The 26,445-nt window shown below is 66.0% G+C and carries 24 protein-coding genes and 2 pseudogenes; 5 read left to right on the top strand and 21 right to left on the bottom strand.

Annotation, left to right across the window (positions count from 1 at the left end; translation table 11 throughout):
• Positions 1–2: 2 nt before the first annotated feature.
• The 10 genes from LQK81_RS04940 to urtA all read right to left on the bottom strand — a co-directional run bounded on the left by LQK81_RS04940 (position 3) and on the right by urtA (position 8,335).
• Positions 3–431 carry a lysozyme inhibitor LprI family protein gene (locus tag LQK81_RS04940; RefSeq protein WP_230803950.1) on the bottom strand — a complete coding sequence of 143 codons (429 nt, stop codon included), beginning with the start codon at positions 429–431 and terminating at the stop codon, positions 3–5.
• Between the two features lie 24 nt (positions 432–455).
• On the bottom strand, positions 456–812 hold the full coding sequence (locus LQK81_RS04935) for a GFA family protein (RefSeq protein WP_230803949.1): 357 nt from the start codon (positions 810–812) through the stop codon (positions 456–458).
• Position 813: 1 nt separating this feature from the next.
• Complete coding sequence (locus LQK81_RS04930; RefSeq protein WP_230803948.1) at positions 814–1,119, bottom strand: urease subunit beta; 306 nt, start codon at positions 1,117–1,119, stop codon at positions 814–816.
• Positions 1,120–1,140: 21 nt separating this feature from the next.
• Positions 1,141–1,443, bottom strand: a complete 303-nt coding sequence (locus LQK81_RS04925) for an urease subunit gamma (RefSeq protein WP_230803947.1) — start codon at positions 1,441–1,443, stop codon at positions 1,141–1,143.
• Between the two features lie 21 nt (positions 1,444–1,464).
• On the bottom strand, positions 1,465–2,283 hold the full coding sequence (locus tag LQK81_RS04920) for an urease accessory protein UreD (protein ID WP_230803944.1): 819 nt from the start codon (positions 2,281–2,283) through the stop codon (positions 1,465–1,467).
• A 73-nt stretch (positions 2,284–2,356) separates the two neighbouring features.
• A complete protein-coding gene (gene urtE, locus LQK81_RS04915) occupies positions 2,357–3,052 on the bottom strand; it encodes an urea ABC transporter ATP-binding subunit UrtE (RefSeq protein ID WP_230803943.1) in 696 nt (231 codons plus the stop codon).
• Between the two features lie 181 nt (positions 3,053–3,233).
• Positions 3,234–3,986 carry an urea ABC transporter ATP-binding protein UrtD gene (gene urtD / locus LQK81_RS04910; RefSeq protein ID WP_230803941.1) on the bottom strand — a complete coding sequence of 251 codons (753 nt, stop codon included), beginning with the start codon at positions 3,984–3,986 and terminating at the stop codon, positions 3,234–3,236.
• Between the two features lie 5 nt (positions 3,987–3,991).
• Entirely contained in the window at positions 3,992–5,155 is a 1,164-nt protein-coding gene (urtC, locus tag LQK81_RS04905) for an urea ABC transporter permease subunit UrtC (protein ID WP_230803940.1), read from the bottom strand.
• A complete protein-coding gene (gene urtB, locus LQK81_RS04900; protein WP_230803939.1) occupies positions 5,152–6,783 on the bottom strand; it encodes an urea ABC transporter permease subunit UrtB in 1,632 nt (543 codons plus the stop codon). Before urtB ends, urtC begins: the two co-directional genes overlap by 4 nt.
• Before the next feature lie 259 nt (positions 6,784–7,042).
• Positions 7,043–8,335 (bottom strand): urea ABC transporter substrate-binding protein, encoded by a 1,293-nt coding sequence (gene urtA / locus LQK81_RS04895; RefSeq protein ID WP_230803938.1) that lies wholly within the window; start codon positions 8,333–8,335, stop codon positions 7,043–7,045.
• A gap of 223 nt (positions 8,336–8,558) precedes the next feature.
• Here urtA and LQK81_RS04890 point away from each other — a divergent pair, with 223 nt between their 5' ends.
• The 5 genes and pseudogenes from LQK81_RS04890 (at position 8,559) to LQK81_RS04875 (ending at position 14,007) form a co-directional block, all read left to right on the top strand.
• Complete coding sequence (locus tag LQK81_RS04890; RefSeq protein ID WP_230803937.1) at positions 8,559–11,948, top strand: hybrid sensor histidine kinase/response regulator; 3,390 nt, start codon at positions 8,559–8,561, stop codon at positions 11,946–11,948.
• Positions 11,941–12,472: pseudogene (locus LQK81_RS26415) on the top strand (response regulator); the annotation flags it as partial. The gene LQK81_RS04890 and the pseudogene LQK81_RS26415, both read left to right, overlap by 8 nt.
• Positions 12,473–12,546: 74 nt before the next feature.
• Positions 12,547–12,858, top strand: a pseudogene (locus tag LQK81_RS26410) (helix-turn-helix domain-containing protein); the annotation flags it as partial.
• A 369-nt stretch (positions 12,859–13,227) separates the two neighbouring features.
• Positions 13,228–13,572 carry a hypothetical protein gene (locus tag LQK81_RS04880; RefSeq protein ID WP_230803934.1) on the top strand — a complete coding sequence of 115 codons (345 nt, stop codon included), beginning with the start codon at positions 13,228–13,230 and terminating at the stop codon, positions 13,570–13,572.
• Between the two features lie 93 nt (positions 13,573–13,665).
• The gene (locus LQK81_RS04875) at positions 13,666–14,007 is read left to right on the top strand and encodes a hypothetical protein (RefSeq protein WP_230803932.1); all 342 of its coding nucleotides are present in this window, start codon (positions 13,666–13,668) and stop codon (positions 14,005–14,007) included.
• A gap of 49 nt (positions 14,008–14,056) precedes the next feature.
• Here the strand turns inward: LQK81_RS04875 and LQK81_RS04870 are convergent, their stop codons facing one another.
• The 11 genes from LQK81_RS04870 to pcsA all read right to left on the bottom strand — a co-directional run bounded on the left by LQK81_RS04870 (position 14,057) and on the right by pcsA (position 26,340).
• The gene (locus LQK81_RS04870) at positions 14,057–14,815 is read right to left on the bottom strand and encodes a FadR/GntR family transcriptional regulator (protein ID WP_230803931.1); all 759 of its coding nucleotides are present in this window, start codon (positions 14,813–14,815) and stop codon (positions 14,057–14,059) included.
• Between the two features lie 53 nt (positions 14,816–14,868).
• Positions 14,869–15,837, bottom strand: a complete 969-nt coding sequence (yjfF, locus tag LQK81_RS04865) for a galactofuranose ABC transporter, permease protein YjfF (protein ID WP_230803929.1) — start codon at positions 15,835–15,837, stop codon at positions 14,869–14,871.
• Positions 15,834–16,856, bottom strand: a complete 1,023-nt coding sequence (locus LQK81_RS04860; RefSeq protein WP_442967063.1) for an ABC transporter permease — start codon at positions 16,854–16,856, stop codon at positions 15,834–15,836. The genes yjfF and LQK81_RS04860 overlap by 4 nt, the downstream gene beginning before the upstream one ends.
• A complete protein-coding gene (ytfR, locus tag LQK81_RS04855; protein WP_230803928.1) occupies positions 16,856–18,388 on the bottom strand; it encodes a galactofuranose ABC transporter, ATP-binding protein YtfR in 1,533 nt (510 codons plus the stop codon). Before ytfR ends, LQK81_RS04860 begins: the two co-directional genes overlap by 1 nt.
• Before the next feature lie 150 nt (positions 18,389–18,538).
• Positions 18,539–19,501 (bottom strand): galactofuranose ABC transporter, galactofuranose-binding protein YtfQ, encoded by a 963-nt coding sequence (ytfQ, locus tag LQK81_RS04850; protein ID WP_230803925.1) that lies wholly within the window; start codon positions 19,499–19,501, stop codon positions 18,539–18,541.
• A 389-nt stretch (positions 19,502–19,890) separates the two neighbouring features.
• Positions 19,891–20,961 carry a BMP family ABC transporter substrate-binding protein gene (locus tag LQK81_RS04845; protein WP_230803924.1) on the bottom strand — a complete coding sequence of 357 codons (1,071 nt, stop codon included), beginning with the start codon at positions 20,959–20,961 and terminating at the stop codon, positions 19,891–19,893.
• Positions 20,962–21,007: 46 nt separating this feature from the next.
• Positions 21,008–21,928 (bottom strand): ABC transporter permease, encoded by a 921-nt coding sequence (locus LQK81_RS04840; protein WP_230803922.1) that lies wholly within the window; start codon positions 21,926–21,928, stop codon positions 21,008–21,010.
• A complete protein-coding gene (locus LQK81_RS04835) occupies positions 21,928–23,025 on the bottom strand; it encodes an ABC transporter permease (RefSeq protein WP_230803920.1) in 1,098 nt (365 codons plus the stop codon). Before LQK81_RS04835 ends, LQK81_RS04840 begins: the two co-directional genes overlap by 1 nt.
• The gene (locus LQK81_RS04830) at positions 23,015–24,586 is read right to left on the bottom strand and encodes an ABC transporter ATP-binding protein (protein ID WP_230803919.1); all 1,572 of its coding nucleotides are present in this window, start codon (positions 24,584–24,586) and stop codon (positions 23,015–23,017) included. Before LQK81_RS04830 ends, LQK81_RS04835 begins: the two co-directional genes overlap by 11 nt.
• A 41-nt stretch (positions 24,587–24,627) precedes the next feature.
• Positions 24,628–25,599 carry a quinone oxidoreductase family protein gene (locus tag LQK81_RS04825; protein WP_230803918.1) on the bottom strand — a complete coding sequence of 324 codons (972 nt, stop codon included), beginning with the start codon at positions 25,597–25,599 and terminating at the stop codon, positions 24,628–24,630.
• Positions 25,600–25,614: 15 nt separating this feature from the next.
• Positions 25,615–26,340, bottom strand: coding sequence for a phosphatidylcholine synthase (gene pcsA / locus LQK81_RS04820; protein WP_230803916.1), 726 nt, complete (start codon positions 26,338–26,340; stop codon positions 25,615–25,617).
• Positions 26,341–26,445: the final 105 nt, after the last annotated feature.

Raw genomic sequence — 26,445 nt, 5'->3', positions numbered from 1 at the left:
CGTCAGTTCCCGAAGCTGTCCGCAAGCGTCGCGAGTTCCTCGGTCCGCTTGCGGGTCAGGTCCGCCAGGCAGGCGGAGACGACCATCGGCTGCATCGATCCGCCCCCGACCGTGAAGCCCTCCGCCGCGCACTGGCTGTCGCGATAGGCGAGCCAGGCGCGCTGGGCCTTCAGCAGGTGGTCCTCGGCGCCGCGCGGCTGCTCTTCAGACCTGGCGCGACGGTCCCATGCGGCCGCGGCCTTTTTCGTCGCCAGCCACCGCGCGTTCAGGGCCTTGTCCGCCTTCTCGTAGTCGGCGGCCGCGCAGGCGTTCATGTCCATCTGCGTCATGGCGTCATTGCAGTCGGCCGGCAGTGCGTCCCCGCCCGAGGCCGGGGCGTCCATCAAAAGGACGCAGCCGCACAGCATCGTCAGAATTCCGGCCTTCGTCATCGCCTTCCTCCCTTCATGCGACGCTCACGCCGATGCGCCGTCATGGGCGTGGGAGGCAAGCGCGCGGGGGTTCACGCCTTCCAGGCAATTGACGTTGATCGCGACCATGGACGCGCCGTCCGGCTTGTCGCCATAGGCGAAGCCCTGGATGCCGCAGGTCTTGCAGAAGAGGTGATGCACCGTCCTGTTGTTGAAGAGATACTCCGACAGGTTCTCCTCGCCCGACTTCAGCGTGAACGCCTCGCGCGCCGTGAACGCAAGCACGGAGCCGAGCCGCTTGCAGCGCGAGCAGTTGCAGACGATCGTCCTGTCGAGATCGACATCGGCCTCGAAAGAGACAGCGCCGCACTGGCAACTGCCGCGGTAGTGCGCCATTCCCATATCACAATCCTCCCATGACCTGTTGGCGGAAACCGTAGATCTCGCGCTTGCCGGCAAAGGGGACCAGCCGCACCGTGCGGGTCTGGCCCGGCTCGAAGCGCACCGCCGTCCCGGCCGGAATGTCGAGCCGCAGGCCCCGGGCCCTGTCGCGGTCGAAGGCGAGGCCGGCGTTGGTCTCGTAGAAATGATAGTGGCTGCCGACCTGGATCGGCCGGTCGCCGGTATTGGAGACGTCCAGTTCCGTGACCGGCAGGCCGGCATTGAGTTCGATATCGCCGCTTGCGGCGATGACTTCACCGGGGATCATCGTTTTCCTCCTCCGTGCCTGTCAGCGGATCGGTTCGTGGACGGTCACGAGCTTGGTGCCGTCCGGAAAGGTCGCCTCGACCTGGATGTCGTGGATCATCTCGGCGATGCCTTCCATCACCTGGTCGCGGCCGACGACATGGGCGCCGGCCTCCATCAGGTCTGCGACCGAGCGGCCGTCGCGCGCGCCTTCCACCACGAAATCGGTGATCAGCGCGATCGCCTCGGGATGGTTGAGCTTCACGCCGCGCTCCAGGCGCCGGCGGGCGACGATGGCCGCCATCGAGATCAGCAGCTTGTCTTTTTCGCGGGGGGTCAGGTTCATGGAGGGCTCGTCCGTTTCATCCTACAGAGTCCAGACTTTCGGCAGGCCGGCGCCGTTGCGCAAGTGCGAAATGACCGGGATGAGGGTTTTTCGCATGGCGAAGCCGTCAGCCGCGGTCATGCGCACTACCAGCTTGTCCTGCCAATGGCTTGCGCCGGCGAACGCCTCGCCGAGCAGCGCGCGGGTTCCGGCGAGCATCGCCTCCGCCCGCACGCCGCAATAGAGGAGCGTGGCAAAGGCCCCTGCCCCGGCAAGGACCGCTGGCTGCAAGGCCTGCTCCGCAATGGCGCCGGACAGGAGCGCCTCCTCGGCATGGATCAGCCGGCCGGCGCGGCGGATCCGCCAGCGGTCGCGGAAGAGGCCGTTCGCCACCGTCTCCCCCATCGCCCTGCGGCCGAGCAGCACCGCCTCGACCGCGACGAATTCGGCATCCGGCGCGAGATCGACCGTCAGCGTCCGGGAAAGCGCGGCGCGGTCGAACAGGATCGTCTCCTGCGGCAGCCAGTCCACCCGCGCGCCGGCGCCGACGACAATGCGCGTGCCGACCGAAGCGGTGCCCGCGGCGGCCTTGTAGATCTTCTCGCAGGCCTGCGTGGTCAGCGTCAGTTGCGTCGCCTCGCCCGCTTCGAAGGACCAGTCGACGGCGTCCCCGCCCGTAAGCCCGCCGGAGGTGTTGATCAGCACCGCCTCCATCCCCGCATCGAAGGTTTCGGGCAGCCGGATCTTGGCGCAGCCTTCCTGGTAGAACGTCTGGAGGCGTGTGCGCCCGTCGCGGGCCCGGGTCGAAAGACGTCCCGATCCGCGGGCGCGCTGGGGAGCGATCGTCGCTTGCATCGTCACGTCGGTTCTCCGGCTGCAGCCTCCGGCCTCTGCGATGGTGGCTGTTCCGTCGACCATGTCGATACGCAAGCCGTCAGGCCGTCAGGTGCCGCCGTGCCTCGGGCGTATCCAGCGTCTCGGCCGGCCCCTCGTGCACGATCTCGCCACGATCCATGATGTAGACGTGATCCGCAAGCTCACGGCAGAAATCAAGGTATTGCTCCACAAGCAGGATCGCCATGCCGGTGGAATCGCGCAGGTACTTGATCGCCCGGCCGATGTCCTTGATGATCGACGGCTGGATGCCCTCGGTCGGCTCGTCGAGTACCAGGATCTTCGGCCGCGTCACCAGCGCCCGGCCGATCGCAAGCTGCTGCTGCTGGCCGCCGGAGAGATCGCCGCCGCGGCGGCCGAGCATGGTCTGCAGCACCGGGAACAGGCTGAAGATATCGTCGGGGATCGAGCGGTCGGCCCGCCTCAGCGGCGCATAGCCGCTCTCCAGATTGTCCTTGACCGTCAGCAGCGGAAAGATCTCGCGCCCCTGCGGCACATAGCCGATGCCCTGCTTGGCGCGATTGTAGGGCGCCATTCCGTTCAGCGCCACGCCGTTGAAGCTGACGCTGCCCGACGATAGCGGGTGCTGGCCGGTGACGGCGCGCAAGAGGCTCGACTTGCCGACACCGTTGCGGCCGAGCACGCAGGTGATCCTGCCCATCTCGGCCGAAAGCGAGATGCCGCGCAGCGCCTGGGCGGCGCCGTAGTGGAGACTGGCGTTTTCGACTGTCAGCATGGCACTTCTCTTCTCATCGTTCGTTTGCCCCTCATCCGGCTGCCGCCACCTTCTCCCCGCAAGCGGGGAGAAGGACATAGGCCGCCCCGCCCCACCCGGATCGTGAAGGCGGGACTGCGTCCCCTCTCCCCGCTTGCGGGGAGAGGGCTGGGGTGAGGGGCAAGTTCCGCCGGCCGAACCCTCACCGCCCCAGATAGTTCTCGATCACCTTCTGATCGGCGCTGACGAAGTCGATCGAGCCTTCCGCCAGGACCGAGCCTTCCGCCAGGCACGTCACCTTGACGCCGAGTTCGCGGATGAAGCCAATGTCGTGCTCGACGACGACGACCGAGCGCGTCTTCGCGATCTCCTTCAACAGCACCGCCGTCTCCGCCGTCTCGGCATCGGTCATCCCGGCCACCGGCTCGTCGACCAGCAGGAGTTCCGGCTCCTGCGCGAGCAGCATGCCGATCTCCAGCCACTGCTTCTGGCCATGGCTCAGGCTCGCGGCGAGGTCGTTCTTGCGGTTCGACAGGCGCACCGTCGACAGGATCTCCTCGATGCGGGCGTTGTCCTCCGCCGTCATCCGGTAGAAAAGGGTAGCGAAGACGCCGCGTTTGCGGTTCAGGGACAACTCCAGATTGTCCCACACGGTGTGGCTCTCGAACACCGTCGGCTTCTGGAACTTGCGGCCGATGCCGAGCTGGGCGATCTCCGCCTCGTCGCGCCGGGTCAGGTCGATATCGCCCTTGAAGAACACTTCGCCGCTGTCCGGCCGGGTCTTGCCGGTGATGATGTCCATCATCGTCGTCTTGCCGGCGCCGTTCGGGCCGATGATGGCGCGCAGTTCGCCCGGCTCGATGACGAAGGACAGCGAATTCAGCGCCTTGAAGCCGTCGAAGGAGACGGAGACGCCGTCGAGATAGAGCAGGCTGGTGGGTTTCTTCTCGTTCATGTCGCTTACTCCGCCGCCACAGGTTTGGCCACGCTCTGGCCCCTTGCCGCCTCGTCGGCTGCCGCCTTGCGATAGTCCTTCCGCTTTGCCCGCCACGCCTGCACCGTGCCGACGATGCCCTTCGGCAGGAACAGGGTGACGAGGACGAACAGGCCGCCGAGCGCGAACAGCCAGAACTCGGGAAACGCCGCGGTGAAGACGCTCTTTCCGCCGTTGACGAGGACGGCGCCGATGATCGGGCCGATCAGCGTGCCGCGGCCGCCGACCGCGGTCCAGATGACGACCTCGATGGAATTGGCCGGATCGAACTCGCCGGGATTGATGATGCCGACCTGCGGCACGTAGAGCGCGCCGGCGACCCCCGCCATCATCGCCGAGACGGTGAAGGCGAAGAGCTTGAAGTGCTCGACGCGGTAACCGAGGAAGCGGGTGCGGCTCTCGGCGTCGCGCACGCCGACGAGGATCTTGCCGTATTTCGAGCGGACCATGCCCGAGGTGAGGATCAGGGAGGCGGCGAGCGCCACTGCCGATGCAGCGAACAGGGCGGCGCGGGTGCCGTCGGCCTGGATGTTGAAGCCGAGGATGTCCTTGAAGTCGGTCAGGCCGTTGTTGCCGCCGAAGCCCATGTCGTTGCGGAAGAAGGCGAGCAGGAGCGCGAACGTCATCGCCTGGGTGATGATCGACAGATAGACGCCGTTGACGCGCGAGCGGAAGGCGAACCAGCCGAAGACGAAGGCGAGCAGGCCCGGCACCAGCACCACCATCAGGGCGGCGAACCAGAACATGTCGAAGCCGTACCAGAACCAGGGCAGTTCCTTCCAGTTGAGGAAGACCATGAAGTCCGGCAGCAGCGGATTGCCGTAGGAGCCGCGGGCGCCGATCTGGCGCATCAGGTACATGCCCATGGCATAGCCGCCGAGCGCGAAGAAGGCGGCATGGCCGAGCGAGAGGATGCCGCAGAAGCCCCAGACGAGGTCGAGTGCGAGCGCCAGCAGCGCATAGGTCAGGTACTTGCCGAACAGCGACACCAGATAGGTCGGCACATGCAGCGGATGCTCCGGCGACGTCAGCAGGTTCAGCGCCGGCACGATCAAGGCGAGCCCGAGGATGATCGCGACGGCGATGACGATCGTGCGGTCGAAGGACTTGAGCAGAAACGAGGTGATCATGCTTCGACCGCCCTTCCCTTGAGTGCGAACAGCCCGCGCGGCCGCTTCTGGATGAACAGGATGATCAGCACCAGCACGAGAATCTTGCCGAGCACCGCGCCCGCATAGGGCTCGAGGAACTTGTTGAGGATACCGAGCGCGAACGCACCGACCAGCGTGCCCCAGAGATTGCCGACGCCGCCGAAGACCACGACCATGAAGCTGTCGATGATGTAGCCCTGGCCGAGGTTCGGCGAGACGTTGTCGATCTGCGAGAGCGCGACGCCGGCGATGCCGGCAATGCCGGAGCCGAGCGCGAAGGTCAGCGCATCGACCCAGGGGGTGCGGATGCCCATGGAAGACGCCATGCGGCGGTTCTGCGTGACCGCCCGCATCTGCAGGCCCATCGGCGTCTTCTTGAGGAGGAACAGGAGGGCCGTGAACACGGCGAGAGAGAAGACGATGATCCAGAGGCGGTTCCAGGTGATCGTCAGCCCGCCGAGTTCGAAGGCGCCGGACATCCAGGAGGGATTGCCGACCTCCCGGTTGGTCGGACCGAAGATGGTGCGCACCGCCTGCTGCAGGATCAGCGAGATGCCCCAGGTGGCGAGCAGGGTCTCGAGCGGCCGGCCGTAGAGGAAGCGGATGACGCCGCGCTCGATCGCAAGCCCGACCACGCCGGTGACGAGGAAGGCGAGCGGCAGGGCGATCGCGAGCGACCAGTCGAACAGGCCGGGAAAGGAGGTGCGGATCACCTCCTGCACGACAAAGGTGGTGTAGGCGCCGAGCATCACCATCTCGCCATGGGCCATGTTGATGATGCCCATGACGCCGAAGGTGATGGCAAGGCCGATCGCAGCCAGCAGCAGCACCGAGCCGAGCGACAGGCCGTACCAGACGTTCTGGCCGGCCGACCACAGCGCCTGCCGCTCCTTGATGCTCGATATCGCGGCCTCGAGTTCCGGGCGGAGATTGTCGTCGGCGGAAGAAAGGGCTGCCGACAAGAGCGACAGGGCATCCTGTCCGCCTGCATCGGCGATAACGGCCACGGCCGCCTTCTTCTCGTCGTCCGGCCGGTCGGAGACGAGCAGGGCCGCGGCGCGGGCGCGCTCCAGCACCGGCTTGACCCTGGCATCGGTTTCGGCGGCGAGCGCCGCCTCGACCTGTTCGAGCGCGTCTGCGGACGGCGTGCGCAGCATGGTCTGCGCCGCCTGCAGGCGGACGCCGGCGTCGGGGCTCATCAGCGTCAGGCCGCCGAGGGCGGAGCGCACCGCGCGACGAAGGCTGTTGTTGACGCGAATCTTCGTGAGTGCGCCTGCGGATTCGGTGCCGGCCTCGGCGCCGGTGAGCGGATCGACGAGGGTCAGGCTGCCGCCGGCCGGCTTCGTCAGGAACACCTGCCTGTCGGACTTGCGCAGGTAGAGGTCGCCCGCAGCCAGCGCCTCCAGCGCGGGGACGATCTTCGGATCGCCGGTCCTCGCCAGCGCCTCCACCTGCTCGATGGTCTTTGCAAAACTGCCTTCGCCGAGCGCGTCGATCATCGTGCGGAGGTCTTCCTGCGCCCGCAGATCGGTCGCAAACACGGTGATCAGAAGGCAGAGGGTCACCAGCAGGGACTGGAGCGATCGATAGGCTAGCCGCGTCAACATGAGATCATCCTTGCCAGCCGGGCCTTGCCGTTTCCGGGGGCCGGCATGTGCAGTCAGGGCCGCGCCGCGAACATGGCCGCGGCGAGGACGGGCGGCCGATGGCCGGCCCGGCAGTTCGGATCCGCTGCGACCCTCCGCCCAAGGGACGGGACAAGGGAAGCAGCCTCAAGCCCGGATGCATCCCGCCACCGGAGATGACGGGACGCATCCGGCCGGCCGCGCAGGACATCCCGCGCGGCCGACCGACCCATCAGGCAGATCAGGAGCCCTTGCCGCCGCACTTGCCGGTGGCGACGTTGAAGTTGCCGCACGACATCGGCGAGCGCCAATCGGAGATCAGGTCCTTGGAGTCCGGCAGGTAGTCCGACCATTCGTCGCCGACCACGAGGCCGGGGGTCTCCCAGACGGTCTCGAACTGGCCGTCGGCCTGGATCTCGCCGATCAGCACCGGCTTGGTGATGTGGTGGTTCGGCATCATCGTCGAATAGCCGCCTGAAAGGTTCGGGACCGAGACGCCGATCATCGCGTCGAGGACGGCGTCGGTGTCTGTCGTGCCGGCCTTCTCGACCGCCTTCAGCCACATGTTGAAGCCGATGTAATGCGCTTCCATCGGGTCGTTGGTCACGCGCTTGTCGTTCTTAGTGTAGGCCTTCCAGGTCTTGATGAACTCGGCATTGGCCGGGTTGTCGACGGACTGGAAATAGTTCCAGGCGGCGAGATGGCCGACGAGCGGCGCAGTGTCGAGACCGGCGAGTTCCTCTTCACCGACCGAGAAGGCCACGACCGGGATGTCTTCGGCCTTGACGCCCTGGTTGCCCAGTTCCTTGTAGAAGGGAACGTTGGCGTCGCCGTTGATGGTGGAGACGACAGCCGTCTTCTTGCCGGCCGAGCCGAAGCCCTTGATGTCGGAGACGATCGTCTGCCAGTCCGAATGGCCGAACGGGGTGTAGTTGATCATGATGTCCTCGGGCGCGACACCCTTGGAGATCAGATAGGCCTCGAGGATCTTGTTGGTCGTGCGCGGATAGACGTAGTCGGTGCCGGCGAGCACCCAGCGCTCGACGCCCTCGTTCTCCATCAGGTAGTCCACGGCCGGGATCGCCTGCTGGTTGGGGGCGGCACCGGTATAGAAGACGTTGCGCTGGCTCTCCTCGCCCTCGTACTGGACGGGGTAGAACAGGATCGAGTTCAGCTCCTCGAAGACCGGGAGCACGGACTTGCGCGACACCGAGGTCCAGCAGCCGAAGACGGCCGAGACCTTGTCGACGGAGACGAGCTCGCGCGCCTTTTCGGCAAACAGCGGCCAGTCGGAGGCCGGGTCGACGACGACGGCCTCGAGCTGCTTGCCGAGCAGGCCGCCCTTCTTGTTCTGCTCCTCGATGAGCATCAGCATGGCGTCCTTCAGCGTCGTTTCCGAGATCGCCATGGTGCCGGACAGCGAATGCAGGATGCCGACCTTGATCGTGTCATCGGCCGCAAAAGCGCCGTTGAGCGCCGTGGTGGAGAGAACGGCGGCGACAAATGCGCCGGTCAGGCGTGCCTTGATAGTCATTGTTGTGAACCCCTCTAGCTCTGACGGACAACGGACGGTCTGGCCGCTTAGCCGTTGCTCAAGGGATCATCGGACGATCGCGTTGCAGTGCACATACGTCATTCTACGTAGACGCCGGGGTAAAGAACGGCACCTCTGCCGCAGCGCACCAATTCTCGCCGCCGCCGCGATGTGCTAGGACCGGCTCACGGGCAGGGTCTGCCCGCCCGCTCGAAGGAAGCCCATGGCCGCACGCCAGCGCATCATACCGGTCCGGCGCCAGTACAACCGTTGGGTCGCCGACCAGACGCTGGAGGACTATGCGCTGCGGTTCACCGCCAAGAGCGCGCGGCGATTCTCCTCGGAGCGGATCTCGCAGACGGCGATCGGGGCGATCTCGTTTCTGGCGCTGGAGGCGATCGGCGGCACGATCACCATGTCCTACGGCACGACGAATGCGATCGCCGCGATCCTCGTCGCCAGCCTGATGATCCTGCTCGTCGGCCTGCCGATCAGCCGCTACGCGATCCGCCACGGCGTCGACATCGACCTCCTCACCCGGGGTGCGAGCTTCGGCTATATCGGCTCGACCATCACCTCGCTCGTCTATGCGAGCTTCACCTTCATCCTGTTCGCCATCGAGGCCTCGATCATGTCGGGGGCGCTGGAGCTGGCGCTCGGCATCCCCCTGTGGATCGGCTACATCATCAGCTCGGTCGCCGTCATCCCGCTCGTCACCTACGGCGTGCGGCTGATCTCGAAGTTCCAGCTGGTCACCCAGCCGTTCTGGATCGTGCTCAACATCCTGCCCTTCGTGTTCATCGCCTTCGCCGACTGGAACGCCTTCGGCGAGTGGCTCGCCTATTCCGGTATCCACCATGCTTCCGGGCCATCAGGCACCATCGCGCCGTTCCACCTGGTCGAGTTCGGGGCGGCGTCGGCCGTCATATTCGCGCTGATGGCGCAGATCGGCGAGCAGGTCGATTTTCTGCGCTTCCTGCCGCCGGACGGGCAGCGCAAGCTCAGCCACCGCATCGCCGTCTTCCTCGCCGGTTCGGGCTGGGTCGTGGTGGGCGCGCCGAAGCTTCTGGCCGGCTCCTTCCTCGTCGTGCTGGTGCTGAATTCGGGCGTGCCCTCGACCCGGGCGGCCGACCCGGCGCAGATGTACTACACCGCCTTCGGCTACATGATCCCATGGGAGACGGCGACGCTACTTTTGATGGTCGCCTTCGTCGTCGTCTCGCAGCTGAAGATCAACGTGATGAACGCCTATGCGGGCTCGCTCGCCTGGTCGAACTTCTTCTCGCGGCTGACCCACAGCCATCCCGGCCGCGTCATCTGGCTCGTCTTCAACGTGGCGATCGCGCTGCTGCTGATGGAGCTCGGCATCTACCGGCTGCTGGAGGAGACACTCGGCATCTTCTCGATCATCGCCATGGCCTGGCTGTGCACGATCTCGGCCGATCTCTTCATCAACAAGCCGCTCGGGCTGTCGCCGCCCGGCATCGAGTTCAAGCGCGCCCATCTCTACGACATCAATCCCGTCGGCCTCGGTGCGATGTTCTTCTCCGCGAGCCTGGCGCTGATCGCCCATTTCGGCGCCTTCGGCGACATCGCCGCCTCGCTCGCGCCCTACATCGCCGCCGGCGCCGCCTTCGTCGCCTCGCCGCTGATCGCCTGGAAGACGGGGGGCAAATACTATCTCGCCCGCAAGCCGCGGCGGAACTGGCACCTGGAAAACACCATCACCTGCTCGATCTGCGAGCATCCCTTCGAGCCCGAAGACATGGCCTGGTGCCCGGCCTATGCCGCGCCGATCTGCTCGCTCTGCTGTTCGCTCGACAGCCGCTGCCACGACATGTGCAAGCCGAAGGCGCGCTTCCATGCGCAGGCCGCCCATGTCGCCCGCGCCGTGCTTCCCGAGCCCGTGGTCGACAAGCTGAAGACCCGGCTCGGCCGCTACGCGCTTTCCGCAGCGCTGTCGATCGCCGGCATCGGCGTCATCCTCGCGATGATCGCCCACCAGGCCGGCGGCGCCTCGCCGGAAACGGCGGCCGTGGTCGAGGGCACGGTCGCGATCGTGTTCTTCGTCTTTGCGGTCGCAGCCGGCGTCGTCTGCTGGTTCTATGTGCTCGCCCATGACAGCCGGGTGGTGGCGGAGGAAGAATCGTCCCGCCAGAACACGCTGCTCCTGAAGGAAATCGCGGCGCACAAGAAGACGGACGCGGCTCTGCAGGAGGCGAAGGAGGCGGCCGAGGCCGCCAACCGCGCCAAGAGCCGCTACGTCGTAGGCCTCAGCCACGAACTGCGCACGCCGCTGAACGCCGTGCTCGGCTATGCACAGCTCCTTGAACGCGACGAGACGATCCCTGCCCCGCGCCAGCCGGCTGTGAAGGTGATCCGCCGCAGTGCCGAGCATCTGTCCGGCCTGATCGACGGGCTGCTGGATATTTCCAAGATCGAGGCCGGCAAGCTGCAGGTCTATTCCAACGAGATCAACATCCACGATTTCCTCGATCAGATCGTCGACATGTTCAAGCCGCAGGCGCAGGCGAAGGGCGTTGCCTTCGAGCATGTCCGCAGCCCTTCCCTGCCCCAGATCGTGCGCACCGACGAGAAACGGCTGCGCCAGATCCTCGTCAACCTCGTCTCCAATGCGCTGAAATTCACCGACAGCGGCCATATCCGCCTCGACGTCGGCTACCGCAGCCAGGTTGCGACCTTCACCGTGGAGGACAGCGGCCGCGGGATCGCGGAGAAGGACCTGCCGCGCATCTTCGATCCCTTCCAGCGCGGCGCGGCGGAACATCAAAGCCGCATGCCCGGCCTCGGCCTCGGGCTCACCATCACCCGGCTTCTGACCCAGACGCTCGGCGGCGAGATATCGGTGACGAGCGCCAAGGATCGCGGCACCGCCTTCCGCGTCCGGCTGATGCTGTCAGCCGTCGACCGCCCGCAAACCCTGCTGGAGCCGGCCAGCCGCATCCGCGGCTATGGTGGGCGGCGGCGCAGCATCCTCGTCGTCGACGACAACGAGGACCATCGCAACCTGATGGGCGAGACGCTCGCCCCGCTCGGCTTCAACGTCCTGACCGCCGGCGACGGCGGCGAATGCCTGGCGCTGACTGAGGCGCTGCGGCCGGACCTGTTCCTGATCGACATCCAGATGCCGGGCATGAGCGGCTGGGACCTCGTGGACCGGTTGCGCGACGCCGGGCAGACCGCGCCGATCATCATGCTGTCGGCGAATATCGGCGACGGCTCGACACAGGGCGGCAGCGGCGGCCACGACGACGCGATCGCCAAGCCGTTCGACCTCGGCCAGCTCTGCGACAAGCTGGCACTGCACCTGAAGCTCGACTGGATCACCTCCGACGCGCAGGCGGGCCAGCCCGTTCCGGCAACGCTGCGGCGGATCGTCGACCCCGGCCCCGCCCACGTCGCCGAACTGATCCGGCTCGGCGAGATCGGCTATGTCCGCGGCATCGAGGCCAAGCTCGCCGAGATCGCCCGGGCGCCCGAACACAAGCCGTTCGCCGATGCGCTCAGGGACTATGTCCAGGCCTTCGACCTTTCGGGCTACGATGCCTTCCTGAAGAACATTTCCGCAGAAAGGACCGAACCGCGTGACTGAGATAGCCGGCCCGCGCGACATCGTACTCCTCGTGGACGACAGCCCCGAGGCGCTCGGTTTTCTGACCGAGGCGCTGGAGCAATCGGGATTTTCGGTGCTGATCGCCACCTCGGGCACCTCCGCGCTCGGGATCGTCGAGCGGATCACCCCCGACATCATCCTGCTCGACGCCGTCATGCCGGGCCTCGACGGATTTGAAACCTGCGAGCGCCTCAAGGCGAACCCGGCCGTCAGCCAGACGCCGGTGGTGTTCATGACCGGGCTGACGGAGACGGAGCACGTCGTGCGCGCGCTGGAATCAGGCGGCGTCGACTATCTGACCAAGCCGATCAACATCGACGAGTTGCGGGCGCGCATCCGCGTGCACCTGACCAATGCCCGCTCGGCCCAGAGCGCGCGGGTGGCGCTCGACGCCGCCGGCCGCCACCTGCTCGCCGTGCGCGGCGACGGGCGGGTGCGCTGGTCGACGCCGCAGGCGACGCGGCTGATCAACGCCGCCACCGGCTCCGACGACGGGCTGGAAACGCTGACCGCCCATGTCGGCCGCTGGATGAAGGAGAGCGAGACGACGGGCAAGGACGGCAGCTTCACCATCCGCCAGAACGGCCAGGCGACGCTGCAGCTCTCCTATCTCGGCGCGATCGGGGCGGACGAGTACCTGTTTCGCCTCAGCGCCGAGAACAGGCTCAGCGACGACGAGATCCTGCGCCAGCATTTCCAGCTGACGCAGCGCGAATCCGAGGTGCTTCTGTGGATCGCCAAGGGCAAGGCCAACCGCGACATCGGCGAGATCCTCGGCCTCAGCGCCCGAACCGTCACCAAGCACCTGGAGCAGATCTACGTGAAGCTCGGCGTCGAGAACCGCGCTTCGGCGGCAGTGAAGGCGGCGCACGTCCTGCACGCGGTCTGAGACGCGGCAGAAACCATAGACTTCGAACCGGTTTCCGACTTCCGCCCACCCATGCTATCCTTCTTGCGGGGAGGAGCTGTGATGGAAAACTTTTTTGCATTGTCTGCCATAGTCCTTGGAACCGCCGTGCTGGGCTTCGTGCTCGCACAGGCGATGCGCCGCCAGCGCGAGCACCAGCGGCCGCACCATCATGACGAGATCACGCCGCCGTTCTGACGGCCGTTCTCCATGCCGAAGACCGCCGGCCGTTGCGACGGGCCTTGCCAACGGCAGGCTTTCGGGACCAACATGCGCGCAGCGGGCCGGCCAATATGAGTGACACATGACCCGGCTACGCTAACGGGCAACCGTTCGAGACCGGGAGACGGCATGGATACGAGCGAAGACCACAAGGGCGAACCGGAAGTGGGCGTCCTATTCCGCAACGGCAACCTCACCGTGTTCGGGATCGTCCTCTCCTTCTCGCTCGGTTTCCTGAACACCTGGGCCAGCAATCCGAACGAGTGGCAGCTGACCGACCTGCCGACGCTCATCCTGATCTCCACCGGCATCGTCTTCCAGGCGCGTGCGCTCTGGCGGTTGCTGCGCCCCAATTCGCTGCAGAAGTCAGTCTTCGAGGCCGGTAACCGGCTGTTCGCCGTCGGCCTGCTTTTGACGGCGGTCGGCGTCATCATGTCGATTGCGATCGACCTGGCGCGGATGGCGGTCGACTGACGACTGGAACCAAAGGCTTACGGCGGCGTTGCCCGTCCGATGCCCGCGCCAAGAGCGCTCGACAGTCCACCCACGCTATGAGAAACTCCGGCCATGATCGAAAGCAGCGATATCGAAGTCGAGGACGAGCGCCTCAAGCTGATTGCCGAACTGGCGCAGGCGAGAGGTACCTCATCGGCCGAACTGCTGACGCGCAGCGCCGCGGGCACGCGATCCTGTCACGAGGCGACGCACACGGCGTCCATCGTCCTCGACCTGGTCGACCAGCACCTTTTGCACCATCCGGCGATCGCCGCCAATCCGGAATGGTTCCGCTATGTCTCGAAGGCGAGCGAGGCGCTGTTCAACCTCTACCAGTCCATGGGCGAGGCGCAGCTGGAGCATCACGGCGACGGGCTGCGGCCCGAGGAACTGAACGCCAGCAACGACGACTGAACGGGCGCGGAACCGCTTGGCCGCGGCCCTTCGTCGACAGGCCGCCTTCTCACGATGTCGATGCGCGCCGGCGTTCGTTCAGCGCTTCCACCACCCGGTCGCGGCCGACGCGGATGACGTTTTCCATGGCGCGGCGCGCGCCTTCCTCGTCCCGCTTGCGGATCTCCTCGACGATACGGATATGCGTTGCCGCCACGTCATCGATCTTGCCGCGGTCGCGGGCCGGCGAACTGAGGCGGAAGACGCCCACGAGCGCTGCCTCGATCAAACTGCCGATGGTGCGGAAGAAGGGATTGCGCGAGGCGTCGAGCACGCTGAGGTGAAACCGGAGGTCGGCCAGCGCCAGCGTCTCGGCGGTGTGTTCCGGGTCGCCCATCGCCACTGCCAGCCGCATCATGTGGCTGATGTCGGCGTCCGTGGCGAAGCGGGCCGCAAGCACGGCGGCGTGTGGCTCGAAGGCCAGCCGGACTTCGCTGAGGTCGAGCAGGAAGACCTCGTCCACGCCCTTGGCCAGCTGCCAGGTGAGAATGTCGCTGTCGAACAGGTTCCATTGCGAGCGCGGGGTGACGCGGGTGCCGATCCGCGCTCTCGGAACGATCAGCCCCTTGGCCGCGAGCGTCTTCATCGATTCCCGGAGCACCGTCCGCGAGACCTTGAAGCGCGCCGCCAGTTCGGCATCGCCCGGAAGGGTCGCGCCGACGGGGAACTCACCGGCGACGATCGCGCGTCCGAGCTCGTTGACCACCTGGGCATGACTGGTGCGCGTGTTGGCGCCCGTGATGACGGTTTCGAGAAGTCCTTTGCGCAATCGACCCGTTCCTCCCCCATCCGGCCACTCCCGGCCGGTTGCATTCCATCTCGTCACGCCAGCCGCCTGCCACCCTTCGACAGATAGAGAAATCCCTTCTGCATCAGGATGAATCCGAACAGAAGTAGCCCAATCAGGATCTTCGTCCACCAACTTGAGAGCGAACCGTCGAAGGTGATGTAGGTCTGGATCAGCCCCATGATGAGGATGCCGATCAGCGTGCCGCCGACGAAGCCGGAACCGCCGGTCAAAAGCGTGCCGCCGATGACCACGGCCGCGATCGCATCCAGTTCGACACCGACGGCGGCCAGCGAATAGCCTGCCGAGGTATAGAGGGAGAAGACGATGCCCGAAAGGCCGGCCAGGAGCCCGGAAAACGCGTAGATCGCGATCGTCGTGCGCGCGACCGGAACGCCCATCAGCCGTGCGGTCTGCACGCCGCCGCCGAGCGCGTAGACATTGGCGCCGAAGCGGGTGCGGTGGGCGATCAGGATGCCGGCGGCGAAGACCAGCAGCATCAGCCCGCCGATCAGCGTGATCCGCCCTCCTCCCGGCAACCGGTAGTAGAACGCCTTCATCGTCGCATAGAACGGATGCTTCACCGGCACCGAATCGATCGACAGGACGAAGGCCATGCCGCGGGCGAGGAACATGCCGGCGAGCGTGACGATGAAGGGCGGCATCTCCAGATGGTGGATGATCGCGCCCATCAGCGCGCCGAACAGCGTGGCGATCCCGAGCGCCAGGACGAAGACGACGAGCGGATGCAGGCCGGTGCTCTCCAGCACCACGGCGATGAAGACGCCGGTAAAGGCGATCACCGCGCCGATCGACAGATCGATGCCGCCGGAGAGGATGACGAAGGTCATGCCGACGGCGGCGATGCCGAGGAAGGCGTTGTCGGTCAGGAGGTTGCCGATCACCCGCGTCGACAGCATGTTCGGGTACTGCAGGATGCAGAGCGCATAGGCTGCGAGGAAGATCGCGACCGTGGCGGCGAGCGGTACGTAGCGCGGGTTCATTTCGCCTCCTGCTTGACGGATGCCTCGGCGCTGTCGGCCCGGCCGAACAGGGTGGCGAGATCGCGGATCCGCGGCGACTGGATGACGAGGATCAGGACGATGATCGCCGCCTTGATGATGAGGTTGAACTCGGGCGGGAAGCCCGACAGCAGGATGCCGGTGTTGATCGACTGGATGATCAGGGCGCCGAGCAGCGAGGCTGCGATGCTGAAGCGGCCGCCGAGCAGCGAGTTGCCGCCGACCACGACGGCCAGGATCGCGTCGAGCTCCAGCCAGAGCCCCGCATTGTTGGCGTCCGCGCCCCTGATGTCGGCAGCGGCGATGATGCCGGCGATCGCCGCGCACAGGCCGCTCAGCACGTAGGCCGCGATCAGCAGAACGCCGGTCGATACGCCCGAAAGCGTGCTGGCGCGGCGGTTGATGCCGAGTGCCTCGACCAGCATGCCGAGCGCCGTGCGCCGGACCAGCAGCGTGACCGCGATGCCGAAGACCAGCCAGATGACCACCGGCATCGGCAGGCCGAGGAACGAACCGCTGCCGATGAAGATCAGGCCGGGATCGTTGAAGGTCAGGATCGCGCCCTCGGTGATCAGCTGCGCGATGCCGCGGCCGGCGACCATCAGGACGAGGGTTGCGATGATCGGCTGGATGTCGAGGACGGCGACGAGGATGCCGTTCCACAGGCCGCAGAGCATTCCGACGGAAAGTGCCAGCGCCAGCGTATAGACGAGCGAGTGGCCCGACGTGATCGAGGCGGCCGCGACCGCGCCGCAGATCGCCATGACCGCACCGACGGAGAGGTCGATGCCGCGGGTGGCGATCACGATCGTCATGCCGATCGCCAGCAGCGCCACCGGCGCGCCGCGGTTCAGGACGTCGATAAGGCTACCGTAGACACGGCCGTTCTGGATCTGCAGCTTGAGGAAATCGGGGAAGGCCAGCGAGATCAGGGCCACGACGGCGATGAGGACGGCGAACTGCGGCAAGAGCCGGATCAGATGGGGCTTCAGCGCGTTCATCAGGCGGCCCCCTGCTTTTCGCCGGCGGCGATCGCCTCGACGATGTGAGCGGTCGTCACCGCATCGCCGACCAGCTCGGAGACATGGGCGCGGTCGCGCAGGACGATGACGCGGCGGCTGTAGGCGACGAGCTCGTCGAGCTCGGAAGAAATGACGATCAACGACATGCCCTGTTCGCAAAGGTTCTCGATGAGGCGGATGATTTCCGCGTGCGCGCCGACGTCGATGCCGCGCGTCGGCTCGTCGAGGATGAGAAATTCCGGATTGGTGGCCAACCAGCGGGCGAGGATCGCCTTTTGCTGGTTACCGCCGGAGAGAAGCCGGATCGGCTTTTCCCGGTCGGTGGTGCGGATGTCCAGCGCCTTGATGTACTGGTCGGCCAGCCGGTCCTGCTCGGCACGCGGGATCGGGCGCGCCCAGCCGCGCCGGGCCTGCAGCGCCAGCGCGATGTTCTCGCGCACCGACAGATCGCCGACGATGCCATCGACCTTGCGGTCCTCGGGGCAGAAGCCGAAGCGGTGGCGGATGGCGGCGCGCGGCGAGGTGAGCTCGGCCGGCTTGCCGTCGATCTCGGCCGTGCCGCTGTCGGCCTTCTCGGCGCCGAAGAGGATTTCGGCGGTCTCGGTCCGCCCGGAACCGAGCAGGCCGGCAATCCCGACCACCTCGCCCTTCCTGACCTCCAGGTCGAACGGCTCGATATGCCCCTTGCGGCCATAGCCCGCAAAGCGGTAGCGCACGGGACCCTCGGCGGCGTCGGCACGGGCGACGGCCTTGATCTCGTCGCCGAGCTCGCGGCCGAGCATCATGGCGATCAGCTCGCGTCGCGGCAGCGCGGCCGCCTCGCGGGTGCCGACGAGCTGGCCGTTGCGCAGCACGGTGATGCGGTCGCAGATCGCGTAGACCTGCTCGAGGAAATGGGTGATGAAGACGATGCCAAGGCCCTGCGCCTTCAGACGGCGGACGATGGAGAACAGCATCTCCACCTCGTGGGCGTCGAGGCTGGCGGTCGGCTCGTCGAGGATCAGCACCTTGCCGGAGAGATCGACGGCGCGGGCGATCGCCACGACCTGCTGCACGGCGACGGAGCAGCTGGAAAGCTCAGCCCTGACGTCGACGTCGAGGTCGTATCCGGCAAGAAGCGTTTCGGCACGCCGGTTCATTTCGCGCGCATCGACGAGGCCGAAGCGCTTCGGCTGGCGGCCGAGGAAGAGGTTTTCGGCGACCGTCAGGTTCGGCAGGAGGTTCACCTCCTGGTAGACCGTGCCGATGCCGAGGCGCTGCGCCTCGAAGGTGTCACGCGGATCGATGTCGGCGCCGTCGAGGACGAGGCGGCCGCCGTCGCGGCGATAGGCGCCGGTGATGCACTTGACGAGCGTCGACTTGCCGGCGCCGTTCTCGCCGAGCAGCGCATGCACCTCGCCGCGGGCGAGCTGGAAATTGACCTTGTTCAGGGCCTTGGCGCCGGGAAAGACCTTGTCGATCCCCGTGGCGGAGAGAATGATGTCGTCGCTGCCGAATGTGTTTCCTGGCATTGTCCCTGCCCGAATTGGATGCCGCTCCGTGGCGGCGCGAGGTGCAAGGCCCCTCACCCGCCTGCCGGCACCTTCTCCCCGCAGCGGGGAGAAGGATAAGCGCGAAAAAGCCCCGCATCCGCATTGGCGCGGATGCGGGGCCGGGAGAGATCAGTAGCCGAGGCCCTTCTTTTCCTCGTAGACCTTCATCGGATCGTCGGCCTGGGTGTAGAGCTTCGATTCCGTCTGGATCCACTTCGGCGGCAGCGTGCCGTCCTTCTGGAAGGCGGCGAGCGCGTCGAAGGCGGGCCCTGCCATGTTCGGCGTCAGTTCCACCGTGGCGTTGGCTTCGCCGGCGGCCATGGCCTGGAAGATATCCGGAACGGCGTCGATCGAGACAACGAGGATATCGGTGCCGGGCTTCAGGCCGGCTTCCTTGATCGCCTGGATGGCGCCGACGGCCATGTCGTCGTTGTGGGCGTAGAGCGCGCAGATGTTCTTGCCGCCGTCTTCCGCCTTCAGGAAGCTCTCCATGACTTCCTTGCCCTTGGTGCGGGTGAAGTCGCCGGTCTGGCTGCGGATGATCTTCAGGTTGTCATTGCCGGCCAGAGCCTCTTCGAAGCCCTTCTTGCGGTCGATCGCCGGCGAGGAGCCGGTCGTGCCCTGGAGCTCGACGACGTTGCAGGGCTTGCCGGCAACCGTGTCCACCAGCCACTTGCCGGCGACGTTGCCCTCGTGGACCAGGTCCGAGGTGACGGCGGTCATGTAGAGGTCTTCGGACGAATCCACCGTGCGATCGAGGAGGATGACCGGGATCTCGGCGTCCTTGGCCTCGGTCAGGACGTCGTCCCAGCCGGTCGCCACGACCGGGGCGACGAGGATCGCGTCGACGCCCTGGGCGATGAAGGAGCGAAGCGCCTTGATCTGGTTTTCCTGCTTCTGCTGGGCGTCGGCGAATTTCAGGTCGATGCCGCGGCTTTCGGCCTGCTGCTTGGTCAGCGTCGTCTCAGCAGCGCGCCAGCCGGATTCCGAGCCGATCTGCGAGAACCCTACGGTCAGGTCGGCGGCGTGAGCCGAACCGAACATGCAGGCAGCCAGAATCGTGGCACTCGCGAGTGCGGTCTTCAAAGTCATGATATCCTCCCAAAGAAAGCTGCTCTTCAGCAGCCATGCAAGAAAAATCATATTGTATGACTATTGTAAACTCCAAATTCCGGGCGCGCACAAAATTCGCAAAGCACAAAAATTCACGCCATCATCTTGCGGTGCAACATCCGCCCCTCGCCAACAAAGCGCACGGACTGCCGGATCGTGCCCCACCCGTTCAAGGGATCTGGTGCCGGTGTTCGAAGTGTCAAGGATGGCTGACCTGAAACGCCCGCCGAGGTGGCCAGGTCGCCCGGACCGGCCCGAGGAACAGGGAGCAAGGGCCGGCCCCCTCATGCAAGCAGGCCCCGGAGCGTTTCCGCTGCCGGGGCCTCCGTTTGTCGCCTTTCAGCTCAACCGATCCTAGACGATCGGGCTTACTGTGGCAGCTTGTCGTCGACGCCGGCGATGTAGAAGTTCATGCCGAGCAGCACCTTGTCTTCCGGCTTCTCGCCGTCCGCCAGCCAGTCCGAGCCGTCCTGCTTCTTGATCGGGCCGGTGAAGGGGTGCAGTTCGCCGGAGCGGATCTTCGCCTCGGTATCCTCTGCCATCTTCTTCACGTCGTCGGGCATGTTGGTGTAGGGCGCCATCGTCAGGATGCCGTCCTTCAGTCCGTCCCAGACCTGTTCGGACTTCCACGTACCGTCGAGAAGTTGCTCGGTGCGCTTGATGTAGTACGCGCCCCAGGTGTCGACGATCGCCGTCAGCTGGGTTTCCGGGCCGGCCTTGATCATGTCGGAGGCCTGGCCGAAGGCCTTGATGCCGCGCTCGGCTGCAACCTGCATCGGCGCGGTCGTGTCGGTGTGCTGCGTCAGGATGTCGACGCCCTGGTCGATCAGCGCCTTGGCGGCATCGGCTTCCTTGCCCGGGTCGAACCAGGTGTTGGCCCAGATGACCTTGACCTTGAAGTCCGGGTTCACCGACTGGGCGCCATGGACGAAGGCGTTGATGCCCATCACGACTTCCGGAATCGGGAAGGAGGCGATGTAGCCGGCGACGCCCTTCTCGGACATCTTCGCGGCGATCTGGCCCTGGATATAGCGGCCCTCGTAGAAGCGCGAGTTGTAGGTTGCGACGTTGGCGGCCGACTTGAAGCCGGTGGCGTGCTCGAACTTCACGTCCGGGAACTTCTCGGCAACCTTGATCGTGGCGTCCATGAAGCCGAAGGAGGTGGTGAAGACCAGCGCGCAGCCGGAACGGGCCATGCGCTCGATCGCGCGTTCGGCATCGGGGCCTTCCGGCACGCTTTCGAGGAACGGCGTCTCGATCTTGTCGCCGAAATGGTCCTGCAGCGCCTGGCGGCCGATGTCGTGCGCCTGCGTCCAGCCGCCGTCGGTCTTGGAGCCGACATAGATGAAGCAGATCTTGGTCTTGTCCTGGGCGCTGGCGGAGGCTGCGAAGCCGAGCATCGCCGCCGAGGTTGCGAGTGCGAGAAGCAGTTTTTTCATTTTGACCCCTGTAGGTTTGAGACTTGGTTTTCCCGTCGCTTCTTCTTCATCGGTCGGGCACGAACGGCTTTCCGAGCGATGCGGGCGTGTTGATCAACGTCGTGCGCCGATTGTGCGATATCAGGACGAGGACGACAACCGTGGCCGCATAGGGAAGCGCCGACAGGAACTGGGAGGGGATGCCGAGGCCGAGCGCCTGGGCATGCAACTGGCTGATCGAGACAGCCCCGAAGAGATAGCCGCCGGCGAGCACCCGCCACGGGCGCCAGGAGGCGAAGACGACCAGCGCCAGCGCGATCCAGCCGCGGCCGGCCGACATGTTCTCCACCCATTGCGGTGTATAGACGAGCGACAGTTGCGCACCGGCGAGACCGGCGCAGGCGCCGCCGAACATCACGGCCAGATAGCGGATGCGGATGACGCCGATGCCGAGCGCATGCGCGGAGGCATGGTTGTCGCCGATGGCGCGGATCTTCAGCCCGGTGCGGCTTTTGAACAGGAACCAGTTCACCCCGATGACCAGCGCGATCGACAGGTAGAAGATCAGGTCCTGCCGGAACAGCAGCGGCCCGACAAAGGGAATGTCCGAGAGCAGCGGGATTGCGATCTGCGGCAGCTTGGTACCGGACATGCCGACATAGGCCTCGCCGATCTGGCCGGAAATGCCGAGGCCGAGGATGGTGAGCGCCAGGCCGGTCGCGACCTGGTTCGCCACCAGCGTCAGCGTCAGGAAGCCGAACAGGAGCGAGAACAGCGCACCGCCGCCGATGCCGGCGAGGATGCCGAGATAGGGCGAGCCGGTCGCGTGCGTGGCGGCAAAGGCCAGCACCGCGCCCATGATCATCATGCCCTCGACGCCGAGGTTGAGCACGCCGGCGCGCTCGGTGACGAGTTCGCCGAGCGCTGCCAGCACCAGCGGCGTCGCGGCGGTGATGACGGTCAGCAGGATCGCTTCGACGATACCCATCATTCGGCTCCCTGCTGCGCTGCCGGCACCGCCCGGCCCGGGAAGACGAGCCTGATCTTGTAGAGGATCAGCGTGTCGCAGGAGAGCACGAAGAAAAGCAGCAGCCCCTGGAAGACGCGCGTCACCTTGTCGGAGACGCTGAGCGTCAGTTGCACCGCCTCGCCGCCGACATAGGTCAGCGCCAGGAACAGGCCGGCGGCGATGATGCCGAGCGGGTTCAAGCGGCCAAGGAAGGCGACGATGATGGCGGTGAAGCCGTAGCCCGGCGAGATGACCGGCTGGAGCTTGTTGATGTTGCCGCTGACCTCGGCGATGCCGGCAAGCCCTGCGAGCGCGCCGGACAACAGCAGCGAGAACCAGATCATCCGGCGCGAGGAGAAGCCTGCGAAGCGCCCTGCCCGCTCCGACTGGCCGAGCACGCTGATCTCGAAGCCCTTCAGCGTATAGCGCATCATGAACCAGACCAGGACGGCAGCGACGATGGCAAAGACGAAGCCGAGATTGGTTCGGCCGGAAGTGAGGATCTCCGGCAGAATGGCCTCGGGGGCAAAATCGCGCGTGACGGGGAAATTGTAGGCTTCCGGGCTGCGCCACGGACCGCGCACCATCCAGTCGAGGAAGAGCTGGGCGATATAGACCAGCATCAGGCTCGACAGGATTTCGTTGGTGTTCATGTTGGCCTTGAGGAAGGCGGGGATCGCCGCATAGAGCGCGCCGCCGATCATGCCGAAGACCAGCATCAGCGGCAGCACCAGCGGCGAATGCCATTCGTGGAAGACGACCGGCACGATCGCACCCGCGATCGCGCCCATGATGAACTGGCCCTCGGCGCCGATGTTCCAGTTGTTGGAGCGGTAACAGACCGAAAGGCCGACGCCGATCAGGATCAGCGGGGCAGCCTTGATCGCGATCTCGTGCAGCGACCAGACGTCGAGCAGCGGCTCGACGAAGAAGCTGTAGAGGGCTGAGACCGGATCCTTGCCGAGCAGCCAGAACATGATTCCGCCGGCGATCACCGTCAGCACGAGCGCGATAAAGGGCGACAGGATAGCGTAGAGGGCCGAGGCGCGGGGCCGCCTTTCCAGTTCAATGCGCATGCGCGGCCTCCGGCACCCTCTCGCCGTGCATGCCGCCCATCAGCAGACCGATCTTCTCGCGCGTCAGCGCGCGCGCCGGATAGGCGTCCGACAGCCGCCCCTCGCTGATGACGGCGATCTCGGTCGCCACCTCGAAGATCTCGTCGAGATCCTGGCTGATGACGAGCACGGCCGAGCCGGATCTGGCCAGATCGACCAGCGCCTGGCGGATGCGGCTCGCCGCCCCCGCGTCGACGCCCCAGGTCGGCTGGTTGACGATTAGGACCGCCGGCTGGCGGTCGAGTTCACGGCCGACGATGAACTTCTGCAGGTTGCCGCCCGAGAGCGAGCCCGCCGGCGGGTCCTCGCCGCTCTTGCGGACGTCCATCGCCGCGGAAATCCGTTTCGCGGCCATGTGCACGGCCGCGGACTTGATGATGCCGAGCACGCCGCCGCCGAGAAACGCCCTGCGGTCGGACTGGCTGCGGGCGAGCACGAGGTTGTCGGACAGCGACATGGCGGGGACGGCGGCGTGGCCGTGGCGCTCCTCGGGCACGAAGCCCGCCCCCATCAGCCGGCGCGCGGTGATGCCGAGGCTGCCGACGGGACGGCTGCGGATCAGCACGGCCTCGCCCTTCGATACCGGGTATTCGCCGGAAAGCGCGTCGAAGAGTTCGCCCTGGCCGTTGCCGGCAACGCCTGCGATCGCCAGCACCTCGCCGCCATGGACCTTCAGCGACACGTTCTTGAGCGAGACCGCAAAGGGCGTGCGGGCGGCGACGTCCAGGTCGCGCGCCTCCAGCAGCACCTCGCCCTTCGTGTTCGTTCCTTCCGCCGAGACGGCCGCGACATCGCTTCCGACCATCATGCGGGCGAGCGAGGCCGGCGTCTCCTGGCGCGGGTCGCAGGCGCCGGTGACCTTGCCGTGGCGCAGCACGGTGGCGCGGTCGCAGATGCGCTGCACCTCCTCCAGCCGGTGGCTGATATAGAGGACAGAGCGGCCCTCGCCCTTCAGCTTGGCCAGCGTCTCGAACAGGCGGTCGGCCTCCTGCGGCGTCAGCACCGAGGTCGGCTCGTCGAGGATGATCAGTTGCGGATCCTGCAGCAGCGCGCGAACGATCTCGATGCGCTGCCGCTCGCCGACCGAAAGGTCGGCGACATGCGCCTTCGGATCGAGCGGCAGGCCGTAGGCGTGCGACAGGCGGGCAGCCTCTTCGGCAACCCTGGCAAGCGAGATGCCCGGCGGCAGCGACAGGGCGATGTTCTCGGCCACCGTCAGCGCCTCGAACAGCGAGAAATGCTGGAAGACCATGCCGATGCCGAGCCTGCGGGCAGCCCCCGGGCTTGCGATCGAGACCGGCGCGCCCAGCCAGAGGATCTCGCCGGCCGTGGGCGCCAGAACGCCGAACAGCATCTTCACCAGCGTCGACTTGCCGGCGCCGTTTTCGCCGAGAAGCGCGTGGATCTCCCCCGGCCGGATGTCGAGATCGATGCCGTTGCAGGCGGCAAAAGTGCCGAAAAGCTTCGTCAGGTTGCGCACAGCCAGCAACGGGCTGCCCGCGGACGCTCCAGCAACTGACACTATGCCCCTCTCCTCTCGCGGCCCTTTCGCGACGTCGCCCTTCAGGGAATGAGCAACGTCGCTCCGCTTGTTTTTCTGGTTTCCAGATCCGTGTGCGCGCGCCCCGCCTCAGCCAACGGATAGGTCTGGTTGATATTGATACGCACTTTGTTGCTGCGCACAACATCAAACAGCGAGTTTGCACACGCATCGAGTTCAGGCCGCGTGGCGATGTACTGGAACAGCGTCGGGCGCGTCGCATAGAGCGAGCCCTTCTGCGCCAGAAGGCCGAGGTTGAAGGCGTCGACCGGGCCGGAGGAATTGCCGAAGGAGACGAACATGCCGCGCATCTTCAGGCAGTCCAGCGACTTCGGGAAGGTGTCCTTGCCGACGGAATCGTAGACGACGTCGCACTTCTTGCCGTCGGTCAGTTCCAGCACGCGGGCGACGAAGTCCTCCTTCGTGTAGTCGATGACGTGGTCGTAGCCGTGCGCCAGCGCCAGCTCGATCTTCTCCTTCGATCCTGCCGTGCCGATGACGGTGGCGCCGAGCGCCTTGGCCCATTGGCCGGCGATCAGGCCGACGCCGCCGGCCGCCGCATGGAAGAGGATCGTCATGCCGGGCTTGACCGGGAAGGTCTGCAGCAGCAGGTACTGCGCCGTCATGCCCTTCAGCATCATCGCCGCCGCCGTCTCCAGCGAGATCCCGTCCGGCACCTTGACCAGATGGGCCGTGTCGATATTGCGCTCGGCCGCGTAGGCCCCTTCCCCTGCCGCATAGGCGACGCGGTCGCCGACGGCAAAGTCCGACACCCCGTCGCCGAGCGCCGTCACCGTGCCTGCGCCCTCCTTGCCGGGAATGAAGGGGAGTTCCGTCTTGTAGAGGCCGGTGCGGAAATAGACGTCGATGAAATTCAGTCCGACGGCCGCCTGCTTGATGCGGACCTCGCCGGGCCCGGGCGGCGTAAGCTCGACCTCTTCGACCTTCAGAACCTCGGGGCCGCCGAGCGACCGGACGACGATTGCCTGTGTCATTTCATTCCTCCCGGATCAATGCTTACCGAGGCGCGGGAATATCTGAAGGATCGCGCCGATGAGATAGAGATAGAGGCCGGTTCCGACCACGCCCAGCACCACCCATTGCGGCGTCTCGAAATGCAACAACAGCGCATAGCCGCCGAGCGCGGACCAGGCGAAGAAGATGATCAGGTTGAGCGTCCGCAGCCGCTCGACGCGCACCGGATGCAGGAAGTTGATCGGCATGAAGGTCAGGAGTACCGAGACGAACACGACGATCGAGGCCGTCACCTCGCTCGCCTTGATGACGAACAGGGTAAAGACCACCATGTTCCAGACGACGGGAAAACCGGAGAAGAAGTACTCGTCCGTCTTCATGCCCATGTCGGCGTAGTAGATCGCACTCGACACGACGATGGCGCCGGCGGCGACGAAGGACCAGGGCTCGCCGATCATCCCGCTCTGGTAGAGCGCAAATGCCGGCAGGAGCACGTAGGTGACGTAGTCGATGACGTTGTCGAGCGTATCGCCCGACCAGTTCGGCAGCACTTCCTTCACCCGCACCTTGCGCGCGATCGGGCCGTCGATGCCGTCGACGAGCAAGGCGAGCCCCAGCCACCAGAACATGTCGACGAAACGGTGCTCGGCTGCGGCGACGACGCCGAGGAAGGCCAGGAACGAACCCGACGCCGTCAGGATATGGACGGAAAAGGCACGGATCTCCGCATAGGGAACGCGCTTGTAATTGAAGAACTTCATCGCTTGCCCTTGTCTTCTCCCAAGCGCCCCGGCCACTGCGCCGCATGGCAAGACCCGCCGTCATCGCAGGATTTTGCCCGGTAATATGCACCGATTGGCCGCCGC

Origin of the sequence: Rhizobium sp. GN54, assembly GCF_021026345.1 — a bacterium.
GTDB lineage: Bacteria > Pseudomonadota > Alphaproteobacteria > Rhizobiales > Rhizobiaceae > Mycoplana.
Note: the sequence above shows the minus strand (reverse complement) of the source record. Positions and strands in the feature narration are given on the sequence as shown.